The following is a 21,761-nucleotide window of genomic DNA, read 5'->3' on the forward strand; positions in this document are numbered from 1 at the left end:
TACCATCTTTGGTTTTAGCTGTTTTTTATTTGGAACTTAATCTGGTTCAAAAAAAGTTTTGTAACAATTACAATTTTCTGTTTTTACTAATTTTCTCTACTTCTTTTAAGGTAAGATTCAAAATAGCAGCTATTTCTTCGACTGTCATATTTTTATCTAATAGATTAGCTACAACTCTATTTTCAGTCTCAATTCTTAACGACTTTTCAGTTTGTGCAGTTTCTTTAAATTTATCAGTTGTTTCTTTAAATTTTTTATTTGTCTCTTTAAGCTTATCTGTTTTTTCCTTTATGGTTTTCTCCATTTCTTTTTTTATTTCCAGCACCTGTTTACGGATTCTTTCTTCTATTTGGTAGGTAGGAACATATTTTACACTTTTCTCTAATTCATCCATTAATCCTACATCTAGAAAGCTCATATATCGCTCTGGACTAATAATAAGATGATCTAGAAGCTCTATATTCAAAATCTTGCCTACTTGTATCAATCTGTCTGTTACATCTTTATCAGCATCAGATGGAGTCATTCTTCCACTCGGGTGGTTATGCACCGCTAGTACACTTGTTGCTCCTTTTAGCACAGCCACTCTATATACATTCATTGGCTCAACCTGTGTAGCTCTTACGCTGCCCATGCTCACTAATTCGATATACAAAATAGTGTTTGCCATGTTAAGCCCTATCATCCAGAAATGTTCTTTCTCGCGGTCTATTTCATTTTCACGCAATAAAATACGCTGCATGATTCCATATAAATCACGAGCACCTCCTATTTCAATCTTATCCTTATCTGTTATCTTGACATTCATTTCTTTCACCCTTTTTAATTTAATAAGACATACAAACATAATAAATTTTTATTAGTCAATATCTATGCATTTTAAATATTTTGTAGTCTTTTTTTGATGATTATTTTTTTTGAATGCGTAACTCTAAATAATTTGCATACTTTTAATGGCATCAAATCAATCTAACTTTTTAGGAGGTTTAAATTTGAAATTGAAAAAATAAAACACAAATATCATGAAATAAAGCTTGTTTGGGATTACCGAATAAAACAAACAAGCTAGAAAGGTTTAAATCACTAAGAGAAATGAATAGTATTAATCGAGAATATAAAAGGAGAGAAGAATTAGACAATAATATTGATGAGTTAGTAGTAATTTTACTGAATTTAGTAAAGAAATGTTTTAGTTTTATTATTCTTGTCTTTTTTATTTCTTGCGGAAGTCAAACAACTAAAAATGAAATTTTGAATGTTGGAAAAGAATTAACTACGAATGATTTATCAAAAACAGATTCCACTGAAAATATTGTATTTATTGGAAAAGGACTAAAGGAAAAAATAAATGAATTAAAAAAGCAAAACCCTAAATTTAAATTAGAAGTTAAAAATGGGGACTTAAATTATCCTCTTGGAGATTCCAAAGCCGAGAATGTTTTAATATTAAATAATGGAACCCAAAAAATTAATGTGAGATTAAAATACAATTCAAATAAAAAGAAATTTGATATTTTAGGTTATACTTCTGAATAAAAAAACTACTGCTACTACAACGGATTAGGGTAATTGCTTTATGGAAAGTCGATTATTTAATTGTAATTAGGTGTTTTTTTTATAAAAAAGTAAGTTATTTGATGTTTTCAGCTTATTATTATTGGCGAAACAAATATTAAAAAGCTAATAAAATCAGACTTCAATAAAATGTTTATAAAAAAATTAACAACTACGATAGTCAAGAAAAAGTATCTTTGCTCTCGACTATGACAAAAAAGTTCTACATATTGCTACTCGTAACGCTTGGTTTCCTAATGGGACCAACGCTTACTTATGCGCATGGAACAAAAAATGAAATGTCATGTTGCAAAAAAGAATCTACAACAAAAGACTGTTGCAAGAAAAAAGATTCTAACAAAAAAGGTCATAATTGTGATAACAGCTGTTCAGGAAACTCTTGTGGTTCTACAACTGCTAACTGTGGCTTTTCGCCAATGGCTATCTTTCAAACAGAAAACAACTCACTTTTTAGTTTTTCTGAAAGAAAACAAAATTACTATTATTCTGAAATCTTTATTTCTTCAGATTTCCGTTCTATCTGGCTTCCACCTAAAATAAGCTAGATTTATTTCCTGACAGCCATAAGTCTGTCTTATTCAAAAGTCTTTTTTAAGGCTTTAATCAAAAACATTTTTTAATCCTATTCTATTTTGCAGAAATAGCTGTATTTGCTATGTTTTCTGTCCTATTTTAGGGTTAGTCCATCCAAAAAAAATTACATACAATGAACTCAATAAAAAATTTATTGATGGTAATGACTCTATTACTATCAGTTACTTTCGCCAGCGCGCAAATAAAAAATAAAACTACCGAAACTGTAAAAATCAATGGTAACTGCAGTATGTGCAAGAAAACCATCGAAACTGCAGCAAACATAAATAAAGAAGCCAAAGTAAACTGGAATGAAACTACTAAAATGGCAACCATTACTTACGATAACAAGAAAACTAATCTTGATGCAATACTAAAACGTGTTGCTGATGCTGGATATGATAATGAAAAATTTACAGCTCCTAATTCTGTTTATGATGAACTACACGGATGTTGCCAATATGATAGAGAAGCAAGCCCTAAAAAAGCGCAATAGTCTTAATCAAAATCATTTAAACAAAATATCATGTTCAAAATAAAAAATATAATCACATTATTTGTCCTTGTTGCAACAGTTTCTGTAGCAAGTGCACAAATAAAAATAGGAGATTCTTTTCCAGATGTTCAGCTTCAAAACAATAAGAATGCTACCGTTAAACTAAATTCTTTTAAAGGAAAAACAGTTTTAGTAGACTTTTGGGCTTCATGGTGTGCTCCTTGCAGAGTTGCCAATAAAAAATTGGTAAAACTATATGACCAATACAAAGGTCAGAACTTTGAAATTGTTGGAATATCAATAGATATCGACAAAACTAAATGGTTAAAAGCCATCGAAAAAGATAAACTGAAGCACCAGCAATTAATCGACCCTAAAGGTTTTGATGCTAAAACGGCTGTAACTTTTGGAGTTGATGCCTTGCCATCTGCCTATCTTTTTGATGCATCAGGAAAACTGATTGCTATAAACCCAACTGAAGCGCAAATAATTGCACAAATCAAAAAAAACAAAAAATAAAATGAAAACCATAAATATAAAATTCATAGCTGTTACACTTGTACTATTATTAACTGGTGTAAAATCATATTCTCAAATTTCTAAAGCCGAAATAATGGCAACTGGATTAACTTGTTCTATGTGCTCTAATGCCATAAACAAACAATTAAAATCCTTTGCCGAAGTAGATAGCATTGCTACTGATTTGAATACAAATACATTTACTGTTTACTTCAAAAAAGACAATTCATTACAGCCTAAAGTACTAAGAAAAGCGGTTGAAAAAGCGGGTTTCTTTGTAGGTTCTTTAGTTTTAACAGCTAAGTTTCATACTGATAAAATCGAGGATAATACAACTCTAAAAGTTGATGATGCTACCTATACTTTTATCGATATTAAAACCCCAGTTGCTCATGCAGAAGTAAAATATAGAGTTCTGGATAAAGGTTTTGTAACCCAAAAAGAGTACAAAAAATTAATTAAATCATATTCTAAGTATCCTGGTTATGCTACAGAAAATGAAAATGATTATTACTTAAAAGCACTATAAAAAAATGAAATATTTATCATTAGTCTTTATATTCTTTATTTCATATAATATAGATGCTCAAGAATTATTTGTAGTAACCGAACCTGCCAGTAATGCCCCAGCGGGTTCTATTGGGGTTCGTGTAGGCCAATCAATCATGGATAACAAACACGAAAGTGGCTCTATGTATAATTTAACACCTGAAGTAACATGGGGAATAAATAAAAATCTGATGGTTCGTACCTCAGCTTTTTTAAGTAACCAAGAAAACGGATTAGGTCTTAAAGGGGGTGGTTTTTACGCCAAATACCGATTCTTTTCTGTAGATGATCTACAAAGCCATTTTAGAATGGCTGCGTTTGGAAGATACAGTTATAATAACTCTTTTTTTAATCAGGAAGCTATAGACTTAGCCAACGGAAATTCTGGTTACGAAGCAGGTTTAGTCGCAACGCAGTTAATTCATAAAGTGGCATTAAGTTCCTCTGTAAGTTATGTGCATGCGCTTAACAATCCTGATTATAGTTTTCCGGATGCCTTGGGTAAAAATGCTGTAAACTATACCTTTTCGGTAGGGAAATTAATGCATCCAAAAAAATATACAAGTTATAAGCAAACGAATATTAATGCTATGCTTGAATTTACAGGACAAACAATTACCGAAAACGGAAAATCATATCTAGATGTAGTTCCTTCTATTCAGTTTATCATTAATAGTCAGGCAAGAATTGACCTTGCTTACAAAAAAGAATTGTATAGCTCAATGCAACGTGCAGCATCTGATGGTGTTTTCTTAAAACTGGAGTACACTTTTTTTAATGTAACGAAATAGTTTAAGCTGTAGGTAAATTTTATTTCACGCAGATTTAAAAAGATCTAAGCTGATACAGGCAGATTCATTTATAATCTAAATTTAATCTGCTTTAATCTATAAGATCTGCGTGAAACAAAAAAAATATTAGAAAAAGAATAAAATAGAGATCTCTTTATAGTTGTGTAAAAGGTCGTTTTACTCATAAAATCAGATCTCATTCCAAGCCTAACAGGTTTCTAAAACTTGTTAGGTTTATTTCTATAAAAATCTAATTACCTTCAGAACAAAACCTTCAGATTAAACGCATAACATTTACATCAAAATTAACACCCATCTGATAATTAAATTTTATTTTCGTATTTCTTATGGCAAAAAAATTCTACATACTATTAATTATAACGTTTGGTTTCTTTATGGGACCTACGCTTAATTTTGCACGTGGAATAAAAATAGAAAAGGTATGTCTTAAAAATAAAGCGTTCTTAAAAGCCTCATGTAAAGAAACAGATTTTAAAACAAAAGAACACAGATGTCCTAATGGTTGTATAGAAAGTGCTGCCGATTGTCCTGTAGTTTACTGTAGTTATTATTCGCCTATGATTTCTTTTCAAATAGATAATCATTCTTTTTTTAATTTTTCAGAAAGAAAGCAAAACTATTATTATTCAGAAATCTTTATTTCTTCAGATTTCCGTTCCATTTGGCTTCCGCCAAAAATAAGCTAGATTCCTTTTGCGACAGCCATAAATGCGTTTTATCCAAAAACCATTTTTAAAGCTGTAAATCATTAAAAAAACCAATTCTATTCAGGATATAGCAGTATTTGTTATGTTGACTGTTATGTCTTGGAATTAACTCTTTCAAAATTACAAAAACAATGAATTCAATAAAAAATATATTGATAGCAATAACCGTATTATTATCTATCACTTCTATTAATGCACAAATTAAAAAAGGTGATTCTTTCCCAAATATCCAATTACAGAATGATACGAATAAAACAGTCAAACTAAATTCTTATACGGGAAAAACAGTTTTAGTTGATTTTTGGGCATCTTGGTGTCCGTATTGTCGAATAGCCAACAAAAATTTAGTGAAACTATATGATAAGTACAAAGGGCAAAATTTTGAGATTGTTGGGATATCGGTAGATATTAGTAAAGCAAAATGGTTACAAGCGATTAAAGAAGACAAACTAAAAAGTCCACAATTGATTGATCCAAAAGGCTTTGATGCCAAATCGGTAGCAATCTTTGGAGTAAAAGGAATACCTAGCACTTACCTTTTTAATACTTCAGGAAAATTAATTGCCATCAACCCAACAGAAGCACAAATAATTGCTCAAATCAAAAAGAAATAAGTGTTTTACTAAAAGACACGATCTAAAATCAAATCATCACCAGAACAAATCGTTCTGATTAAACTTATAAAATGAAGAAAATCTTTTATTTATTATTACTGGTTTTTGCTTTTGCAAAAGTTCAGGCACAGATTATAAATCCTGTAAAATGGGAAGCTTCAATTGAGAAAAAATCCGACTCTGAATATTTGCTTTCTTTTAAAGGGGCTATCGAATCAGGCTGGCATGTATATTCTCAATTCACTCCCGAAGATGGTCCGCTACCTGCCGAATTCCTTTTTCATGATAACAAAAACAATTATGAACTTATTGGAAAAGCAACCGAAAGCGAAACGAAACGAGCCTTTAATGAAATTTTTGGTGTTGACGAAATCTTCTTTTCAGATAAAGCAATTTTTACTCAATTAATCAAACAAATTAATCACGATAAAGAAACGATACAAGTAGAACTTTCCTATCAAGTTTGTAAAGAAAATTGCATTAGCGAAACAAAATATTTTGAATTTAATCTTAAAACACTTGTTGCAAAAGAAATTCAAGCTGCCGATATTGCAAACGAAAAAACAACTAAAACAGCTGTTGCTACTACGGTAGAAAAACAACCAGAATCAAAAGAATCTGATTCTAATCTATATATGATTTTCTTTATTGCATTCTTATCTGGATTTGCAGCATTGCTTACACCTTGCGTATTCCCAATGATTCCAATGACGGTAAGTTTCTTTACAAAACAAAGTAAAACCAAAGCCAAAGGAATCAAAAATGCAATTATATATGGTGTTTCTATCATCTTGATTTATGTCTTCCTTGGAAGCGTAATTACCTTACTATTTGGCGCCGATGCTCTAAATGCATTATCTACCAATGTATGGTTTAATATTATTTTCTTTGTCTTGCTAGTTGTATTTGCAGTATCTTTTTTAGGTGCTTTCGAAATTATGCTTCCAAATTCATGGGCAAATAAAGTTGACCGTCAAGCGGATAAAGGAGGAATATTAGGAATTGTATTCATGGCTTTAGCTCTTGCAATTGTTTCCTTTTCTTGTACTGGACCAATCATAGGAACTTTACTAGTCGAGGCAGCTTCTAAGGGCGGAATTGCTCCAATTGTAGGAATGCTTGGTTTTTCATCTGCTTTGGCATTACCATTTATGTTATTTGCTATGTTCCCAGGATGGTTAAATACATTACCAAAATCTGGTGGATGGTTAAATACTGTAAAAGTATTTTTGGGTTTTCTAGAACTAGCTTTAGCTTTTAAATTCTTATCTAATGCCGATTTAGTATTGCAATTACATTGGTTCGAAAGAGAAATATTCTTAGCTATTTGGATCGCTATATTTGGTACTTTGGCATTCTACTTATTCGGAAAAATAACCTTGCCGCATGACTCTCCTACGTCTTCAATTTCTGTAGGTCGATTGTCTATGGGATTAGTGGTATTGGTATTTACAATATATCTTATTCCAGGTTTATGGGGTGCACCTTTAAAACTAATAAGCGGTTTCCCGCCACCAATGACTTATAGCGAATCCCCTTATGGTGTAGGAGGCTCAAACAAAAGTGCTGCTGCTGCAATTGCTTTACCAGATGGTGCCCATAAAGGTCCGCATGATATTATAGCTTTTACTGATTATGAAAAAGGATTGGCTTACGCCAAAAGTGTAAACAAACCTATTCTTTTAGATTTTACAGGATTTGCTTGTGTTAATTGTAGAAAAATGGAGGATTATGTATGGTCAGATCCACGTATTTTATCAATATTAAATAGTGAAGTCGTATTAATTTCTTTATATGTTGATGATAAAAGAGAATTACCTATCGAAGAACAATATACTTCTAAGGAAACTGGAAAAAAGATAAAATCAATAGGAAATAAATGGAGTGACTTTCAGATTACCCGTTATAAAGCAAATGCACAACCCTATTATATTGTATTAGATACCAATGAGCAAAGTTTAAATAAACCTGCAGGATATACACCAGACATTGTTGAATACGAGCAATGGTTGAAATCTGGAATCGAGGGATTTAAAAAGTAGTTTCTAGGAAATATTAACCGCAAAGTCCGCAAAGTTTTAAAATCTGTGACTAAAAAAAGGAACGCGGATTAGACGGATTCGCTATCGCGAAAACACGGATAAAAACGGATTTTTAAACCTTTAATTTTTTTAATCTGTGGCAGAAAAAGTGCTCAGTACTAATATTCAGTCACAGAACCTTTGATCCTTTGTACCTCAGTACCTTTGCAACTTAAAAAAGAGGCTGTTCAAATTATTTTGGGCAGCTTTTTTATGATCCATTCAATCTTAAAATTACAAAACATTAAAATTATCCTTATTTTATGCATTTGGAGGTTAATCTAGAAATGAAATAGTAACTTTAGGGCGATGAAAATTTTAATAATAGAAGACGACCAAAGAGTAGCCGAATTAATCCAAAGAGGGTTAGATGAGCATGGTTTTACACCTACGCTTGCTTACGATGGAATCTCTGGAAAAAAATTAGCCCTTAATAATCAGTATGATTTGATTATTACTGACATTGTTTTACCCAAACTTGACGGTTTGGATTTATGCAGAGAAATACGCCAGATAAAGCCCGATTTGCCAATTATAATGCTAACAGCATTGGGTACAACAGATGATAAAGTAGAAGGTTTTGATGCCGGTGCCGATGATTATCTGACAAAGCCATTTGAAATGAGAGAACTTTTGGTTCGCATAAGAGCTTTATTAAAACGAAGTAATGGAACAATAAATAATACAGGATTCATTTTAAAATATGACAATCTTGAAATGAATTTGCAGACAAAAAATGTAAAGAGAAATGACATCGAAATAAATCTTACTCCCAAAGAATTCAAACTTTTAGAGTATATGATCCAAAATTCAGAACGTGTTTTATCTCGAACAGAAATTGCCGAAAAAGTATGGGATACTCATTTTGATACTGGAACAAACTTTATCGATGTATATATTAATTACCTGAGGAAAAAAGTTGATAAAGATTTTGATAAAAAGCTTATTCATACCCGATCTGGAATGGGATTTATTTTGAAAGTAGAATGAAAATAAGAACTCGATTAACCCTATTATTTACATTTACAACAGCTACTGTTTTATTAGTATTTGCCATTATCATCTTGATTTCTGCAAAGGAAAATAGAGAAAAAGAATTTTATGCATTACTAAAAAAAGAAGCAATTACTAAAGCCAATTTATTTTTTAATGCCAAAGTAGATAGCAAGACATTACAAAACATTTACAGAAACAATCGAACGACACTAAATGAAGTCGAGGTTGCTATTTATACAACTTCTTTTCAATTGTTATATCATGATGCTGTTGATATAGACGTTGTTAAAGAAACAAAACCAATGATTGAAAAAATTGTTCAAAAAGACGAAATACAATTTTATCAAAATGATTGGCAGGTAATAGGAATGAAATACAAATTTCAAGGCAAAGAGTACATTATTACAGCAGCTGCCTACGATGAGTTTGGATATATAAAATTAGAAAACTTACTCGAAACCTGTATTATTGTTTTTATCGTATCTATTTTGCTTCTTTTTATTGTAGGGCGATTTTTTTCTAAGAAAGCTTTCGAACCTATTGTTGAAATGACAGATAAAGCAAAAACTATTTCTGCTACAAATCTCCACTTACGACTATATACTAACGAAAGTAAAGATGAAGTTTCTGAATTAGCAACTACTTTTAACAAAATGCTAAATCGTTTAGAAAACTCCTTTGATTCTCAAAAGCAATTTGTTTCTAATATTTCTCACGAATTACGTACACCACTTTCTGCTATTATAACTGAGTTAGAACTCTCCACCAATAAAGAACGTAATAATGACGAATATAAAGTTGTTATTCTTAATACGTTACAGGATGCAAAAAAACTAGCAAAACTATCTAATAGCTTACTCGATTTTGCCAAAGCTAATTACGATCCTTCAGAGATTGCTTTTAAACAAGTTCGCATTGACGAAATTTTATTAGATGCTAGACAGCAGGTGCAAAAATCAAATCCAAATTATAATGTTGCCATACATTTTGAAAATGATTTTGAAGATGATGAGCAAATAACTGTCAATGGAAATGAATATTTATTAAAGGTCTCGTTTGTAAACTTACTTGAAAATGGATGTAAGTTTTCAGAGAACAACCAAAGTAAGGTTGTTATATCACTAAAAAAGAAAAGATTATTTTACAATTTACTGATAACGGCATCGGTATTTTAGAAGAAGATTTAAAACACATTTTCAAACCATTCTATCGAGGACTGAATAAAATATATGCCGATGGAAATGGTATTGGATTGTCTTTAACTCAAAAAATTATTTTACTTCACAAAGGGACTATTTCTGTTACATCTGATAAAAATTCGGGTACAATATTTACTGTTGAACTTTATCACGGTATAAAAAACACCCTCGATTAATTAAGTTTATTTTTATAAAAAAAGGTATTAAGAAAACAAAAATCTAACTTTTAGTTTTCTTAATACCTTATTATTTTTAGCATTCTTGTTTAGAATAACGAAACTAATATGACATTTCTTCTTCTAACTTTTTAGGAGCAAGTATTGCCTTTGTAGCTACTTTGGGCTTAGGAGTTGTTCCTTTTTTACTAAACTTTTGTTTTCCCCACCAAATTAAAAATCCAGTAATTGGCAAACTTGCAGAAATTAAACTCGCAAAAAAAGCTAAAATTTTCCCTGTAATCCCTAGCACTGCACCTACATGAATATCATAATTCATTCGGCGAATTTTATCAGGAACACTTGCTTCTTCGTATTTTCCTGAAAATGGGGTTTTGATTGTAATGTCTTTGAGTGATTGTTGATCGAAACTATAACGGTCCATATTATAGAAAGTATGGCTTTTTTATAAACAAAAGCTCCAATAGGGTCTGATGGTTTTTCGGGCATTGATATTAAAATACCAGCTGCCTGAGGGCTTTCTTTTATTAATTTTAGCATTACTTTATCTATTGTAGAAACATGAAAATCTTTAACATTTGTTGTATCCGACTTAGGAGATTCTCTGTTTTCTACTAACGGCTTCCCTCCTGAGGTTACCCAATATAATGATTTACTAAACCAGCCAAAACTCCAAACTAAACCTGTAAGAGAAATGACCAATAAAAAAATCATACTATAAAAACCAAGTACATTATGCATATCATAATTTACACGTTTAAAACTAGCTGACCATTTTATTTTAAAACTCTTATCTCTAATCGATTTAATCCATTTTGTTGGCCACCATAAAACCATTCCTGTAATTAAAATTACCACAAAAATTAAAATTGCAACTCCTATAATAGGACGGCCAATGTCATAAGGCAACCATAAAGCACGGTGTCCGTTAAGCATGAATCTAAAAAAATCGGGGTCTTCTCTAGAAATAGCTTTAACATTAAGAACTTGGCCTGTATAAGGATTCATATACACATTAAAGGTAGTGCCACTTCGTCTTTTTTTACGTTTTGGTTCTTTATCTTTAGGCTTGTCATTTGATGTTAAATTACTCGTATTTGCTTGTTTTTTCTCTTTTTTAGCTTCTTCTTCCTTACCTTTATTGTCTTCTTTCTTTTCTTTTTTAGCTACAAAATAACCAACAATTGCTGCTTCATCTTTATCTCCAAAAGTAACACTTGTGGCTTTTTTGCCTTTCATTTCTTTATCAGCAATACTTATAAGTTGCGATGGCAATAAATACGCTTTATCCTGAGGAGTAACAAAACGCCAATCCTCCATAAAATCTTTTATTTCATGCTCAAAAACATACATACAGCCAGTAAGACTTACAATAACGACAATGATACCAGATCCTAATCCTAACCATAAATGCAGCCATGCCACGGCGCGTTTGAAAAATGATTTTTTACTTTTTTTCTTTTTTGAGTAGAAGTTGACATGTTTTTAAAATCTATAAAAATTAAGTAGCAAGAACCATAAAGGCTCTAAAAGTAAGGGCAACAAAAAATAATGTCCTAAAATGCAAATCTATAAATTTACTTTTATTTAATAAGACTAATTATAAATAAGTTTTTTTTTATACTAGAACAGCATCACCTAAATTTATATTAAAAGGCCATTTCAAATTGAAATGGCCTTTTAAATCAATTTAATATTTTAATTTAGCGATAGCAGTAATATCTCCTCCTTCTACTTTCATTCCTCTAGTAGCCACTCCGGTAGCCCCATTGATTGTATAAATCCAATTGCCATCAGGCGTATTGATTCCTAGTATAATAGAATTATTATCTTCAGTAGTAATATTATAACTAGTCGTAGTCGAATTAATTTTAGCAGGTGCACTAGTTACCCAGGTAAAAGTTTGATTGTACACATCTGCAACAGCCAATTTAGGTACTCCGCTATCTTTACCAATATCTCCATACATTTGTAACAATACTTTTCCTTTACCAATATAACTACTTGAAGATATTTTATGTCCACCAGATTTTTCCTGTACATTAAAGAAATATGACTGATCAAATTCTGTAGTTCCTTTTTTAATTTTTAAAACCGCAGATGGCTTAGTAGAAGTTATAACACTATTACTTGTTGCCGCTGCACTCGAAAAGCCATATGCATCTCCTTTTTCGTCCTGAATTAATCCATTTGAAAAATAACTTCCTAAATAACTTGTACGATTGTCTTTGATAACTTTTTCTAATTTTAATTCCGGATAGTTATATACAGCGACCCATGTACTATCAGGGTATTTAGTTCCAAAAGTGTCTACTCCATCTCCTTTAATACTCATATAAGGCATATATACCTTATCGCCTACCTGTGTTGCCCATGTATAATGTGCTCTTTCTCCGTTTTTAGCAACTTTTTTTATATCTTGCTGTGCTCCGCCCACTATAAGCGAAGATGTTGCATCAATTCTATACATAGATGCAATAGATGACGCGCCACTTCTTGGTATTTTTATCGTTAAAATTTCTTTGTTTACTGCCGCAAAAACCTGTACTGTTTCTGCTTGAAAGTTAGAAGTTTTAGCCAATTTACCCTCAGCAGTCAATGCATAAGTAGTAACAGCTCCAGGATTTCCCTGTCCATAAAGTAAGCTGAAAAATTTATTCTGATTGGTAATATAAAAACGATACGAACCATCTTGCTCTAATCCGTTACCAGTAGTTGTAATAGATCCTTTAGAAATATCATCTGCAGTCAATAAATAATCTGCAATTCCTTCTGCTCCTGTGGTTGCTGTAATAATATATTTTGTTTTTTCTGTTCCTGTGCTTGGAGCTCCACCATCTGGAGAATCAGAATCACTGCTACAAGAGAATGATGTAAAAGCTATTAGAGCTGCAAATATTGCTAATGTGCTACTTTTTTTCATGATAATTATTGTTTGATTTATTAAATTATTTATTTGATTTGGTAAAGAAATACCTGAATTTTATATTGAAAGCACGACTTGGCTTCTGCAATGAAAAATTATCATACAGTTTATTGTCTAATACATTTTTACATTCTAAAGCAATATTGTATTTACCATCTGCAAAAGTGTATACTGCATTTAAATCATGATTAAATTGTTGCGGTATATCTAATTTACCATTCTTAGTACCTTGACTTGGCCATGATAAATAATAAGTGTGTACATATAAAAAGTTATAACCAATAGATAAATTATTTCCTTTTTTTATAAAATCGTAAAAGAAAACAGAGGCATCGGCGTTACCAAAAAGATAAGGAATGTTAGGAACTCTGTCTTTATAATAAGCAGATTCAACATTTTTACCTGGCTCATATTGTGTCATATTACGAATGTTTTGGTACGTCATATTCACACCTGCAGTAAATCTATTTTTATACGAATATCGTACCTCACCATCTATACCAAAATTAGTTACTCCTTTTTGGTTAACGTTAGTAATCATTGTTTGATTTAAATTCATTTCAGAACGAATAAAATCTGTTGCATCACGATATAAAAAATTCACATCAAACGTCATTGCATTAACTTTCTTAAAACTAGTTTGATAACTTAATCCAAGATTAAAATTATTACTCGTTTCTGGCTTAAGGCCACTATTTCCAGCCACATTATCATTAACATTCCCGAATAATTCATCAGGAGTTGGCAATCTGTAGCTTTTTTCATAAGATCCCTTTATCTGTAAATTCTGTTTTAAGTAATAACTGCTTGCCGCTCCATATCCGACCAGGTTTTTATTATCTGCATGCTCTATATATGCAATATCTCCCCAATTCCCAGAAGGGTTATAACTCTCGGAATAGGTATTTCTCAAAGAATAATTTTTAATAAATACAGAAGTGCTCCATTTTTCGTTATAATCAAATTTATAACCTGCTCCTAAAATATTTTTTTGTGATTTTTTAGGCTGTTTATATAGTAATGATTCTGGAACTAACTCATCACTTTCCTTACGATTAAAAGTATTAAACGTATTATTCAACATAAACGAATGTCTTTCGCCTAATGCATAGGTAAAATTTGCCGTAGCTATTCCATTATTGTTTTTGAACTTACGTAACGTACGTCCACGTTCTCCTCCTAAACCAGGCATTACTATATAATCTCCAAACCAGTTATATCTTCGAAAAACGGTATCAATATTTTGTTCTTCTCCAAAATTAAAATTACCTGTAACACTAGCATCTAGCCCTTTTGTAAAGAAATCTTTAACCTGATATTTTAAAGTTGGCATCAAGATATTCCCTTTACCGTACACTTGTCCAAATACACTAGTCATTCGGGCACCAGTCTGAATATCTGCTCTATTCTCGCCAGCTGTAAAACCAAATAATAACTTATCTGCATATTTTTTTCCCGTTATACCTACATTCAGTATCACAGTTTCATTACGATATTTATCATGAAATCTTCTTACACGTGCATCTGGAAAATAGGCACCCGTATTTAAATCTGCTGCTTCTACATTTACCCAATAATTATTATCTGAGTAATTCTGGAAAGCATTTATTTCAGTAGTAAAACCACTCTTGGCAGTATAGCCTGCATTTATAGTGGAACGGTGTGTATTAAATGATCCAAAAGAATAAGAAGCATCAAGATAGGTACGTGGTTTAGAATTTGTAACAATATTAATAGCTCCACCAAGTGCATCACCTCCTAACCAAATAGGCACAACTCCTTTGTAAACCTCAATTCTATCTGCAAGATTTACTGGAATATTATTAAGCTGAAACGATGAACCAAAATTATCCATCGGTACTCCATCAATAAAAAGTTTTATCTGGTTGCCCGAAAATCCGTTAATAGAAAGCTGTGATTTAGAACCTACTCCACCTGATTCACGAACACGAACACCAGAAACTCTATCTAATGCATGCGATAAATCTAGTGTAGAATTATGGAGCTTTTTAGCATCAATGGCAGTTACACTATACGATTGCTTATTTACTTTTTCGGTTTGGGTACGTCCCATCACCGTTATATTCTCTAATTCGTTTAATTCGCTTTGTAAACGAACTGAGAAAATTATTTCGTTTATCCCCTTAACTTCAATATTTTTCTTTGAAGTTGTAAAGCCAATTGCAGAAACTTTTAAAATGTAATTTCCTGCTTTAACATTCTTAAAATTATATTTTCCGTTTTCATCGGACATAATTATAAAATCTGTTTTTTCAAGACTTACTGTTGCGAACGGAATACTTTGTCCTGAATCCTCCGTAACCTGACCTGATACTACTATCCCTTTATTTTGTTGGGCTGACAAAAAAGATGATATTAAAAAAAATACACTGAGAAATGAAATTTTATGAGTTGACATATTTTTATTTAGACTAATTATAAATAACTTTGTCGCAAAAGTACCAACACTCATCCTATTAATTATAGGGAAAAACGGATTATTATTTTGTAAAAAAGGATTATTATTTTGAAAATTAAATCGAAACTTATAAATCAAGACCAATCAATAGTCTCTATTGTGACTCGCGATGGCTATGACCCAAAAAGTCACCTGATACAAGAAAAAATATGTCGTAAAAATGAACTCAAAGAGGAAATAAAAAGCTTTCATTTAATAACGGACGGGCTTGTAATTCTAGACACTCAAATGTATTTCTCTGAACCTCAAACAATTTTATTTGAGATTAGTTGTGAATCGATTATTATGAATTTTATATATTGTAATAACGTCGAAACTCATATTGATCAGCTAGAAACGAAAAATTCTACACAAGAAAACACACATAATATCTTCTATACATCAAACTATAGAGCCACTTTCAAGATTCAGCCATTTGAACAAATGAATTACTTTTCAATCATTTTGTCAAAAGATTTCTATTCCAATATTATCAATGAAGATTGGGAACTTCATCAAAAATTCTCGAAAGACATTCTCTTAAAAAAATCCAGCTATTTAACTTCTAGCTACATTCCTTTTACACAATCTATATTATGGGTAATTCATGAAATTAAAAATTGTAATCGTCAGGGCACCTTAAAAAGAATGTACATTGAAACAAAAATTAAAGAACTTTTGATTTTACAGCTAGAAACTCTAATTGAGAAAGCAGCCCCAAAAGATTTTATAAACGAAGAAGATTATAACAAACTTCAACAGGCTAAATTAATTTTGGATAAAGATTATGTGCATGCTCCTACTCTTCCTGAACTTTCAAGGATAATTTCTTTAAACGAATTCAAACTCAAAAAAGGTTTTAAAGCTTGCTTTGGAATTACTGTAAAAAGTTACATTATCGAACTTCGCATGAAACACGCTAAAGAGTTATTCAAATCTAAATCAATAAGCGTCAATGAAGTAGCTTATAAATGTGGTTACAAAGATGTTTCCCATTTCTCTGCGGCATTTAAAGCTTTTTATGGTTTTTCTCCACAAAAATTTAAAATCAATTGGAATAGCATTACTATTTGGATAATAAGCTTTTTGCTCCTTAGTCAATATAAAAGTTAGTATAAATAAAAAAGGCTATCTGATGAGATAGCCTTAAAAGATAGCATCTTTAATTACTTATTTTGAGATATAATTCTTTTAGCACAATCCGATGCGCATAACAAGCCGCCTGCCATCATTATGATATCTTTTATAACTAATCGTCCAGCTCCAGATAAATAAGGAAAACCATGCGTAGAACTGCCCAAATCTGGTACCCACGTTTCTGGCGTAGTAATTAAAAAAGTAAGTGTTACTAGTGCCATACCTGCAGTAAGTACTCCACCTATAAGACCTATTTTGGCATTAAAAATTCCTAATAAGGTAAGTAATCCAATAATTATAATTACTCCACCTAGTGCGTAAGAAAAGATATAAGTTCCATTCTCCATATGCCATTTGATATTGTCTTCGACTACTTCTCCTTCTTTATTTTTATGATCTTTGTATTCACTTGGATTATTATAAAAGAAACTCATTAAGGGACTATTTGCAACAAATGGTACAATACCATCTGCTTCATATTGAAAAGCTTTAAGTCCTCCAATCCATACCATTACTATAAAAATGGCTATGCGCATTAAATTAAAAAACTGGTTTTGCAATTCTGATAAGGCTACTATTATTTTCATAATTTTTTTTTTTTAAGGTAATAAATATAAAAATCAAAATTACAAACGCTAGGCTCTTCTCACAATGGACAGATATGGATATTACCTAGACAAATCTGCTACGATAGATATACCAACATTCTCTCTGAATGCAGTTGGTGTAATGCCAGTATGCTTTTTAAAATAACGACTGAAGTAATTTTCATCATCAAAATTAAGTTCAGCTGCGATTTGCTTCATACTTTTATAACTAAGGTGAATGAGTTTTTTTGCCTCAAGAATCACCCTTTCGTGGATGAGTGTAGATGGTGTTTTCAAAAAATACTGTTTGCATAATTTCGAAAAGCTATTAGACGAGATATTCATTTGAGTAGCATAAAAAGAAGGTTGTCTTTCTTTGCGAAAATTATTTTCTAATAATTCTTTAAACTGAATCAACGGGTGATGTATGTTCCTTTCTTCATGAACAAGATTCTCTTCTGATTTAATTTTACTGCATAATGCCAATATCAATTGCAAATAAGAGCGTACAACTGCCATAGCATAAGTACTTCTATTTTCTAACTCTGCAATAAGTTTTCCTAAAATATAGTCTAATTCCGTAAAGTCTTTTTCTTTAAGATTTACATAGGGTTGCTGGTATATATTGTTAAATAAAAGACCATTGCAAGCAACTTCTTTTTTATGATATTCTATGCAATAAAAATCTCCATGAAACTGTAATCTCCTAACGATAAGTGGCTTTTCAACATCAAAATGAATAATTTGATAGGGACTTGTAAATAATATAATTTTACCTTCAAAAGTATATTCTACTAAATCTACACTAACCCTTCCTGTTCCTTCCAAAAGAAAAATACTATACAGTGGGGAACTCCCATGCAAATTGATATAATTTGTATCGCATTCCTGAACCATACAATCTTTATAATCTATATTTTTTTCCTTTTCTTTCATTAAATTTTCATTGTTATTTAAAGTGCCATTTTATCTCAAAGTATTTTTCAGTAGTAGGTTCTTCTAGCAAATCACTTTTTCGAAGCATCGCTCCTACGGCAACTTGTTTCCAAAAAAAACTTGAATCTGTAGGGTATGAAATTTTAATAAAATCTGTTTTTAATGGTAATTCGGATTTACAAATACTTGCATTAACATAATCTAAAACATGAAATACATTAAAATGTTGCCTAAACTCTGGTCGAACTTCATCGTTATTTGCAAAACATACACTACCGTCAAGATACAATTCTGCTATAAAAGGAATCCCAATTATTTTTTCGATTGTAACCAAAACTTCTTTATCAAAGGTAGGCATCATAGGGTTTGATATAATTAAATATTCTCTAATATATGATTAATTAATATCATTCTTAAAGGGCAAAAAAAAAACCAGTATTAAATACTGGCTTTGATTAATCATTAACATGGAGGAAATATACTATCTTTTCCTGGTTCTGCACAAACTCTAGGACGTTCACCAATAGGCTCGCCTATTGTATGCGCACATGGGTAATTAGGATGAGTTACACTGGTAGCTCCTGGAGGTGCCCAATCACCAGCAGCACATGCTGGTTGAATGACTGGTCCATTTTGCCCTTTACCAATAATGTTTTTTTGTTGATTTTTACTTAGTAATTCTACTCCATTTAAATTCAAAATTGATTTTAACATAATAAATTAAATAATTAGATTTTAAAATTCATCAATCCTTTTAAGTCCATTGATTTTTAGACTTTTAACTGTTAAATATAAGAAAATACTTTTTAAAAAAAAACAATTGTTTTTAAATAAAATAGTAGAAATTAAAGTTTTATTTTGTAGAAAAGATCAATAAGACATAAAAGCCGTCTAGTTAGACGGCTTCCCTTAAAAAAATACAAACTAAATTATAAAACTGCTTTAAACAAAAGCCATTAAAAATATTAGTTTAATCATAAAAACAATATTTTTTATTACTCAAACATTCAAGTTATAAAACTAATTACAGAACTTGGATAAAAATAAACAGGCTAATTTAAATTAGCCTGCCGAACTATTTTCTCAATTATAGTAAAAAACACAACTATTCTACATCTTTTATTCAAAAATTTACTGCTCTAAACGAACTACAAATTTTATTCAAAATTAAGTATTAAAGCAACCAAGTAGTCATTCTAAATGAACTTACACTACTAGTAAAAGTATAAACACTATTTGCATAAGTAAGCCTAAAGTTTTCTTTTTTTACATAAACTCCACTAGCATTCACTAAATTTTTATCAAAACTAGCAAGAAAACTTGGTGCAGCTGAAGTTGTGTTACCATTCCATGATTTATGTTTAAAAATAATTTTTTTACCAACAGCATCTTCTTCTACATCTATATAATGAAAAACAGCTGATCTTCCATTAAAAGTATAGTAAATAAAATTACCCAGAGAATGATTAAGATAAAGTTGAACAGATCCCAAAGTTATACCATCTGGCAAACTAGCATTAATTTTAGCTAATTCATCAATAAAAAATTGTGAATTTGTAGAAGCACCAGCTGTTAAATCATCTGGAAAATATCCAAATCTTGCTCCTACTTTACCTGGAAGTAACACCTTATAATCATCTGTTAACGTAGGGGGAGTGTTAGTGTATTTTATAGTTGCACTTACTCCATCTCTACCTGTGGCAACAAAAGAATTATTTACGCTATCAAAAATAAAATTTGCTAATTTTTGCCCTTTAACAACTACTGCAGGTTTTGCTATTGCTCCAGTTGGTGTATAAGAAAAACCAAAATTGTAGCTTTCATCATATGTAGGATCCAAAGAAGTCGCTTCTCCAAAACGAGCATTTGTATTAAAATCAAAATCAAAATTATGTGTTGCAGTCCCATCATTAGTTACCAATAGTCTAAATAATGGACTTGTAGCAGTTCCATTAATGTTATTAAGAGTAATAGCATTTTTATTTAAATCTGACCAATCTTCTGCCGTAGCTTTTACAAATCGTAATTCCTGAACTGTTCTATTTGTTCTAAAAATAATATCTTCTTTATCTTGTCCATAATATAGAAACTGAAAATCCCCGAGATACCCCTTTCCGCGAAGAGCTGCTGTAGGAAAGTTATTAGAATCCGATAAAAGGTGTATTCTACTAGCAGTCGTAAAAACAACACTTACAGTGCTTCCTAGCTGAATTTCATACTGACTATTGTACATTTTTGTGTCAGTATTAAAATCTGAAGCCATGTTTACTTTTCCGTTAGGCAAAAATTTAAAAAGGTGTGTAAAACCTCCTAATTGTGTGCTATCTGTAAAATAAATTGCTTTCCAACCATACTCAGAGGATAACAATAAATCATTGAGTTCTTTTTTCTGAGCATTAGTTCGCTCAGTTGGTGTCTGATCAAATTTTTGTTCAGTATCTGTATTAGTACAAGCAACTAATTGTAATGCGAAAATTGCTACAATTAGATAACTAAATATATTTTTTATTTTCATAATATGTTTTTTTATAATTATGTATATGTATTATTGAATGCTATTAATTATTAATTACAGCATCTGTATTTTTTTGTGCTTCATCTCTTAAATCATAAAAATCTATGTTAAATGCATCTTTATAATACTTAACTACAAGTGCTTCTTTTTTCTGAATAGCATCCTTACCTGTAGTACTAGTTATTCCTGCTAGAATAGCAGCATATTCTGCTTCTGAACTAAGCAAAATTATTGCTGCAGTTTCTGCAAAATCTTCAAATATATTTAATCTTGCATAACTAGTTATAAACCCTAACTCTCTTGAATCTTCAACTGTTTCAACATACCAACTTGAAGTATATCCAGATGGAGTTAACTTTGCCCATGCCTGCTGATCAAAAGGTTTTGTTTGATTTAAGATATGTACATATTCATGCTGAATGGTATGAATAAATTCAGAAACATCTGGACGGCTTTTCTTATCAATATTATCCACTTGAAAAAGCGAGATTCTTTGTCCACCTTCAGCTAATCCCAATGTAATTGTACCTGTTGAATTCAAATTTACACCACCTACTAAAACAAATTCTCTTGGTGCTATTTTCTTAACAAAATCAGCTCCAGCAACGGTCGAATAACTATCAAGCCATATCTTTTTTACAATTTCTAGGGCTGGTTTAACTTTATCTACAGTTGGAGGAAATAAATATCTAGTATTGTCTACTGTATTTTGATTCCATTGGTATCTCACATCAATATTATATGGATTGGTATAATTTGTAATAATCCAGTTATCCAAGTCTGTTCTTACAGGTTGTATATAATTTAGCTGGCTCTCTTTAGGTTGATCTTCATGAGTACAAGAAGCTGATATTAACACTACTATACTCAACACTAATGTTTTATATTTATTTAATAATTTCATA

Annotated in this window: 24 protein-coding genes; 13 read left to right on the forward strand and 11 right to left on the reverse strand. The window is 31.0% G+C overall.

Translation table 11 applies throughout. The annotated features are described in order from the left end of the window. Window positions 1-67: 67 nt before the first annotated feature. Window positions 68-808 (reverse strand): JAB domain-containing protein, encoded by a 741-nt coding sequence (locus EAG11_RS08915; RefSeq protein ID WP_164998682.1) that lies wholly within the window; start codon window positions 806-808, stop codon window positions 68-70. Window positions 809-1,092: 284 nt separating this feature from the next. Between EAG11_RS08915 and EAG11_RS08920 the strand changes: the two genes are divergently transcribed. The 12 genes from EAG11_RS08920 (at window position 1,093) to EAG11_RS22200 (ending at window position 10,297) form a co-directional block, all read left to right on the forward strand. Further along, the gene (locus tag EAG11_RS08920) at window positions 1,093-1,536 is read left to right on the forward strand and encodes a hypothetical protein (RefSeq protein ID WP_129538883.1); all 444 of its coding nucleotides are present in this window, start codon (window positions 1,093-1,095) and stop codon (window positions 1,534-1,536) included. 227 nt (window positions 1,537-1,763) lie between these two features. Continuing rightward, complete coding sequence (locus EAG11_RS08925) at window positions 1,764-2,120, forward strand: hypothetical protein (RefSeq protein ID WP_129538884.1); 357 nt, start codon at window positions 1,764-1,766, stop codon at window positions 2,118-2,120. 161 nt (window positions 2,121-2,281) lie between these two features. After that, entirely contained in the window at window positions 2,282-2,644 is a 363-nt protein-coding gene (locus EAG11_RS08930) for a heavy-metal-associated domain-containing protein (RefSeq protein ID WP_129538885.1), read from the forward strand. Between the two features lie 30 nt (window positions 2,645-2,674). Further along, the gene (locus EAG11_RS08935; protein WP_129538886.1) at window positions 2,675-3,163 is read left to right on the forward strand and encodes a TlpA disulfide reductase family protein; all 489 of its coding nucleotides are present in this window, start codon (window positions 2,675-2,677) and stop codon (window positions 3,161-3,163) included. Window position 3,164: 1 nt separating this feature from the next. After that, a complete protein-coding gene (locus EAG11_RS08940) occupies window positions 3,165-3,692 on the forward strand; it encodes a heavy-metal-associated domain-containing protein (protein ID WP_242499312.1) in 528 nt (175 codons plus the stop codon). A gap of 4 nt (window positions 3,693-3,696) precedes the next feature. Beyond that, entirely contained in the window at window positions 3,697-4,503 is an 807-nt protein-coding gene (locus tag EAG11_RS08945) for a hypothetical protein (RefSeq protein WP_129538888.1), read from the forward strand. A 347-nt stretch (window positions 4,504-4,850) separates the two neighbouring features. After that, complete coding sequence (locus tag EAG11_RS08950; protein WP_129538889.1) at window positions 4,851-5,210, forward strand: hypothetical protein; 360 nt, start codon at window positions 4,851-4,853, stop codon at window positions 5,208-5,210. 152 nt (window positions 5,211-5,362) lie between these two features. Beyond that, complete coding sequence (locus EAG11_RS08955) at window positions 5,363-5,845, forward strand: TlpA disulfide reductase family protein (protein ID WP_129538890.1); 483 nt, start codon at window positions 5,363-5,365, stop codon at window positions 5,843-5,845. A gap of 71 nt (window positions 5,846-5,916) precedes the next feature. Next, window positions 5,917-7,887, forward strand: a complete 1,971-nt coding sequence (locus EAG11_RS08960) for a protein-disulfide reductase DsbD (protein WP_129538891.1) — start codon at window positions 5,917-5,919, stop codon at window positions 7,885-7,887. 348 nt (window positions 7,888-8,235) lie between these two features. Continuing rightward, on the forward strand, window positions 8,236-8,916 hold the full coding sequence (locus tag EAG11_RS08965; protein ID WP_129538892.1) for a response regulator transcription factor: 681 nt from the start codon (window positions 8,236-8,238) through the stop codon (window positions 8,914-8,916). Then, complete coding sequence (locus tag EAG11_RS08970; protein ID WP_242499313.1) at window positions 8,913-10,097, forward strand: histidine kinase dimerization/phospho-acceptor domain-containing protein; 1,185 nt, start codon at window positions 8,913-8,915, stop codon at window positions 10,095-10,097. Before EAG11_RS08965 ends, EAG11_RS08970 begins: the two co-directional genes overlap by 4 nt. Then, window positions 10,091-10,297, forward strand: a complete 207-nt coding sequence (locus EAG11_RS22200) for a sensor histidine kinase KdpD (RefSeq protein WP_242499352.1) — start codon at window positions 10,091-10,093, stop codon at window positions 10,295-10,297. The genes EAG11_RS08970 and EAG11_RS22200 overlap by 7 nt, the downstream gene beginning before the upstream one ends. A gap of 103 nt (window positions 10,298-10,400) precedes the next feature. Here EAG11_RS22200 and EAG11_RS22205 read toward each other — a convergent pair whose 3' ends face one another. The 4 genes from EAG11_RS22205 to EAG11_RS08985 all read right to left on the reverse strand — a co-directional run bounded on the left by EAG11_RS22205 (window position 10,401) and on the right by EAG11_RS08985 (window position 15,588). Next, window positions 10,401-10,616 carry a PepSY domain-containing protein gene (locus EAG11_RS22205; protein ID WP_242499314.1) on the reverse strand — a complete coding sequence of 72 codons (216 nt, stop codon included), beginning with the start codon at window positions 10,614-10,616 and terminating at the stop codon, window positions 10,401-10,403. Then, window positions 10,613-11,722: a PepSY domain-containing protein gene (locus tag EAG11_RS08975; protein ID WP_242499315.1), complete on the reverse strand. Its 1,110-nt coding sequence runs from the start codon at window positions 11,720-11,722 to the stop codon at window positions 10,613-10,615. The genes EAG11_RS22205 and EAG11_RS08975 overlap by 4 nt, the downstream gene beginning before the upstream one ends. A gap of 265 nt (window positions 11,723-11,987) precedes the next feature. After that, window positions 11,988-13,220: a DUF4374 domain-containing protein gene (locus tag EAG11_RS08980; protein WP_129538893.1), complete on the reverse strand. Its 1,233-nt coding sequence runs from the start codon at window positions 13,218-13,220 to the stop codon at window positions 11,988-11,990. A 25-nt stretch (window positions 13,221-13,245) separates the two neighbouring features. Beyond that, window positions 13,246-15,588: a TonB-dependent receptor gene (locus EAG11_RS08985; protein ID WP_242499316.1), complete on the reverse strand. Its 2,343-nt coding sequence runs from the start codon at window positions 15,586-15,588 to the stop codon at window positions 13,246-13,248. A gap of 162 nt (window positions 15,589-15,750) precedes the next feature. On the opposite strand from EAG11_RS08985, the gene EAG11_RS08990 reads away from it, so the two are divergent. Further along, window positions 15,751-16,794: an AraC family transcriptional regulator gene (locus EAG11_RS08990; RefSeq protein WP_129538895.1), complete on the forward strand. Its 1,044-nt coding sequence runs from the start codon at window positions 15,751-15,753 to the stop codon at window positions 16,792-16,794. Window positions 16,795-16,847: 53 nt separating this feature from the next. Here the strand turns inward: EAG11_RS08990 and rclC are convergent, their stop codons facing one another. The 6 genes from rclC to EAG11_RS09020 form a co-directional block, all read right to left on the reverse strand. Continuing rightward, window positions 16,848-17,408: a reactive chlorine resistance membrane protein RclC gene (gene rclC / locus EAG11_RS08995; RefSeq protein WP_305775269.1), complete on the reverse strand. Its 561-nt coding sequence runs from the start codon at window positions 17,406-17,408 to the stop codon at window positions 16,848-16,850. A 78-nt stretch (window positions 17,409-17,486) separates the two neighbouring features. After that, complete coding sequence (locus EAG11_RS09000) at window positions 17,487-18,341, reverse strand: helix-turn-helix domain-containing protein (RefSeq protein WP_242499317.1); 855 nt, start codon at window positions 18,339-18,341, stop codon at window positions 17,487-17,489. 13 nt (window positions 18,342-18,354) lie between these two features. Continuing rightward, window positions 18,355-18,702, reverse strand: a complete 348-nt coding sequence (locus tag EAG11_RS09005) for a hypothetical protein (protein ID WP_129538897.1) — start codon at window positions 18,700-18,702, stop codon at window positions 18,355-18,357. A gap of 101 nt (window positions 18,703-18,803) precedes the next feature. Continuing rightward, a complete protein-coding gene (locus tag EAG11_RS09010; RefSeq protein ID WP_129538898.1) occupies window positions 18,804-19,055 on the reverse strand; it encodes a hypothetical protein in 252 nt (83 codons plus the stop codon). A gap of 460 nt (window positions 19,056-19,515) precedes the next feature. Continuing rightward, complete coding sequence (locus tag EAG11_RS09015; protein WP_129538899.1) at window positions 19,516-20,856, reverse strand: DUF4302 domain-containing protein; 1,341 nt, start codon at window positions 20,854-20,856, stop codon at window positions 19,516-19,518. Between the two features lie 43 nt (window positions 20,857-20,899). Continuing rightward, complete coding sequence (locus EAG11_RS09020) at window positions 20,900-21,760, reverse strand: putative zinc-binding metallopeptidase (protein WP_129538900.1); 861 nt, start codon at window positions 21,758-21,760, stop codon at window positions 20,900-20,902. Between the last annotated feature and the right edge of the window lies 1 nt (window position 21,761).

This window comes from Flavobacterium sp. 140616W15, from assembly GCF_003668995.1.
Classification (GTDB): Bacteria; Bacteroidota; Bacteroidia; order Flavobacteriales; family Flavobacteriaceae; genus Flavobacterium.

Excerpts from the sequence above, each read along its gene's own strand:
- EAG11_RS08955 (WP_129538890.1), top strand. The coding sequence starts at position 5,363 with ATGAATTCAATAAAAAATATATTGATAGCAATAACCGTATTATTATCT.
- EAG11_RS08965 (WP_129538892.1), top strand. The coding sequence starts at position 8,236 with ATGAAAATTTTAATAATAGAAGACGACCAAAGAGTAGCCGAATTAATC.
- EAG11_RS09020 (WP_129538900.1), bottom strand. The coding sequence starts at position 21,760 with ATGAAATTATTAAATAAATATAAAACATTAGTGTTGAGTATAGTAGTG.
- EAG11_RS08940 (WP_242499312.1), top strand. The coding sequence starts at position 3,165 with ATGAAAACCATAAATATAAAATTCATAGCTGTTACACTTGTACTATTA.
- EAG11_RS08925 (WP_129538884.1), top strand. The coding sequence starts at position 1,764 with ATGACAAAAAAGTTCTACATATTGCTACTCGTAACGCTTGGTTTCCTA.
- EAG11_RS22205 (WP_242499314.1), bottom strand. The coding sequence starts at position 10,616 with ATGAATTATGATATTCATGTAGGTGCAGTGCTAGGGATTACAGGGAAA.
- EAG11_RS08935 (WP_129538886.1), top strand. The coding sequence starts at position 2,675 with ATGTTCAAAATAAAAAATATAATCACATTATTTGTCCTTGTTGCAACA.
- EAG11_RS09000 (WP_242499317.1), bottom strand. The coding sequence starts at position 18,341 with ATGAAAGAAAAGGAAAAAAATATAGATTATAAAGATTGTATGGTTCAG.
- EAG11_RS08970 (WP_242499313.1), top strand. The coding sequence starts at position 8,913 with ATGAAAATAAGAACTCGATTAACCCTATTATTTACATTTACAACAGCT.
- EAG11_RS08920 (WP_129538883.1), top strand. The coding sequence starts at position 1,093 with ATGAATAGTATTAATCGAGAATATAAAAGGAGAGAAGAATTAGACAAT.
- EAG11_RS09010 (WP_129538898.1), bottom strand. The coding sequence starts at position 19,055 with ATGTTAAAATCAATTTTGAATTTAAATGGAGTAGAATTACTAAGTAAA.
- EAG11_RS08930 (WP_129538885.1), top strand. The coding sequence starts at position 2,282 with ATGAACTCAATAAAAAATTTATTGATGGTAATGACTCTATTACTATCA.
- EAG11_RS08950 (WP_129538889.1), top strand. The coding sequence starts at position 4,851 with ATGGCAAAAAAATTCTACATACTATTAATTATAACGTTTGGTTTCTTT.
- EAG11_RS09005 (WP_129538897.1), bottom strand. The coding sequence starts at position 18,702 with ATGATGCCTACCTTTGATAAAGAAGTTTTGGTTACAATCGAAAAAATA.
- EAG11_RS08960 (WP_129538891.1), top strand. The coding sequence starts at position 5,917 with ATGAAGAAAATCTTTTATTTATTATTACTGGTTTTTGCTTTTGCAAAA.
- EAG11_RS08980 (WP_129538893.1), bottom strand. The coding sequence starts at position 13,220 with ATGAAAAAAAGTAGCACATTAGCAATATTTGCAGCTCTAATAGCTTTT.
- EAG11_RS08945 (WP_129538888.1), top strand. The coding sequence starts at position 3,697 with ATGAAATATTTATCATTAGTCTTTATATTCTTTATTTCATATAATATA.
- EAG11_RS09015 (WP_129538899.1), bottom strand. The coding sequence starts at position 20,856 with ATGAAAATAAAAAATATATTTAGTTATCTAATTGTAGCAATTTTCGCA.
- EAG11_RS08915 (WP_164998682.1), bottom strand. The coding sequence starts at position 808 with ATGAATGTCAAGATAACAGATAAGGATAAGATTGAAATAGGAGGTGCT.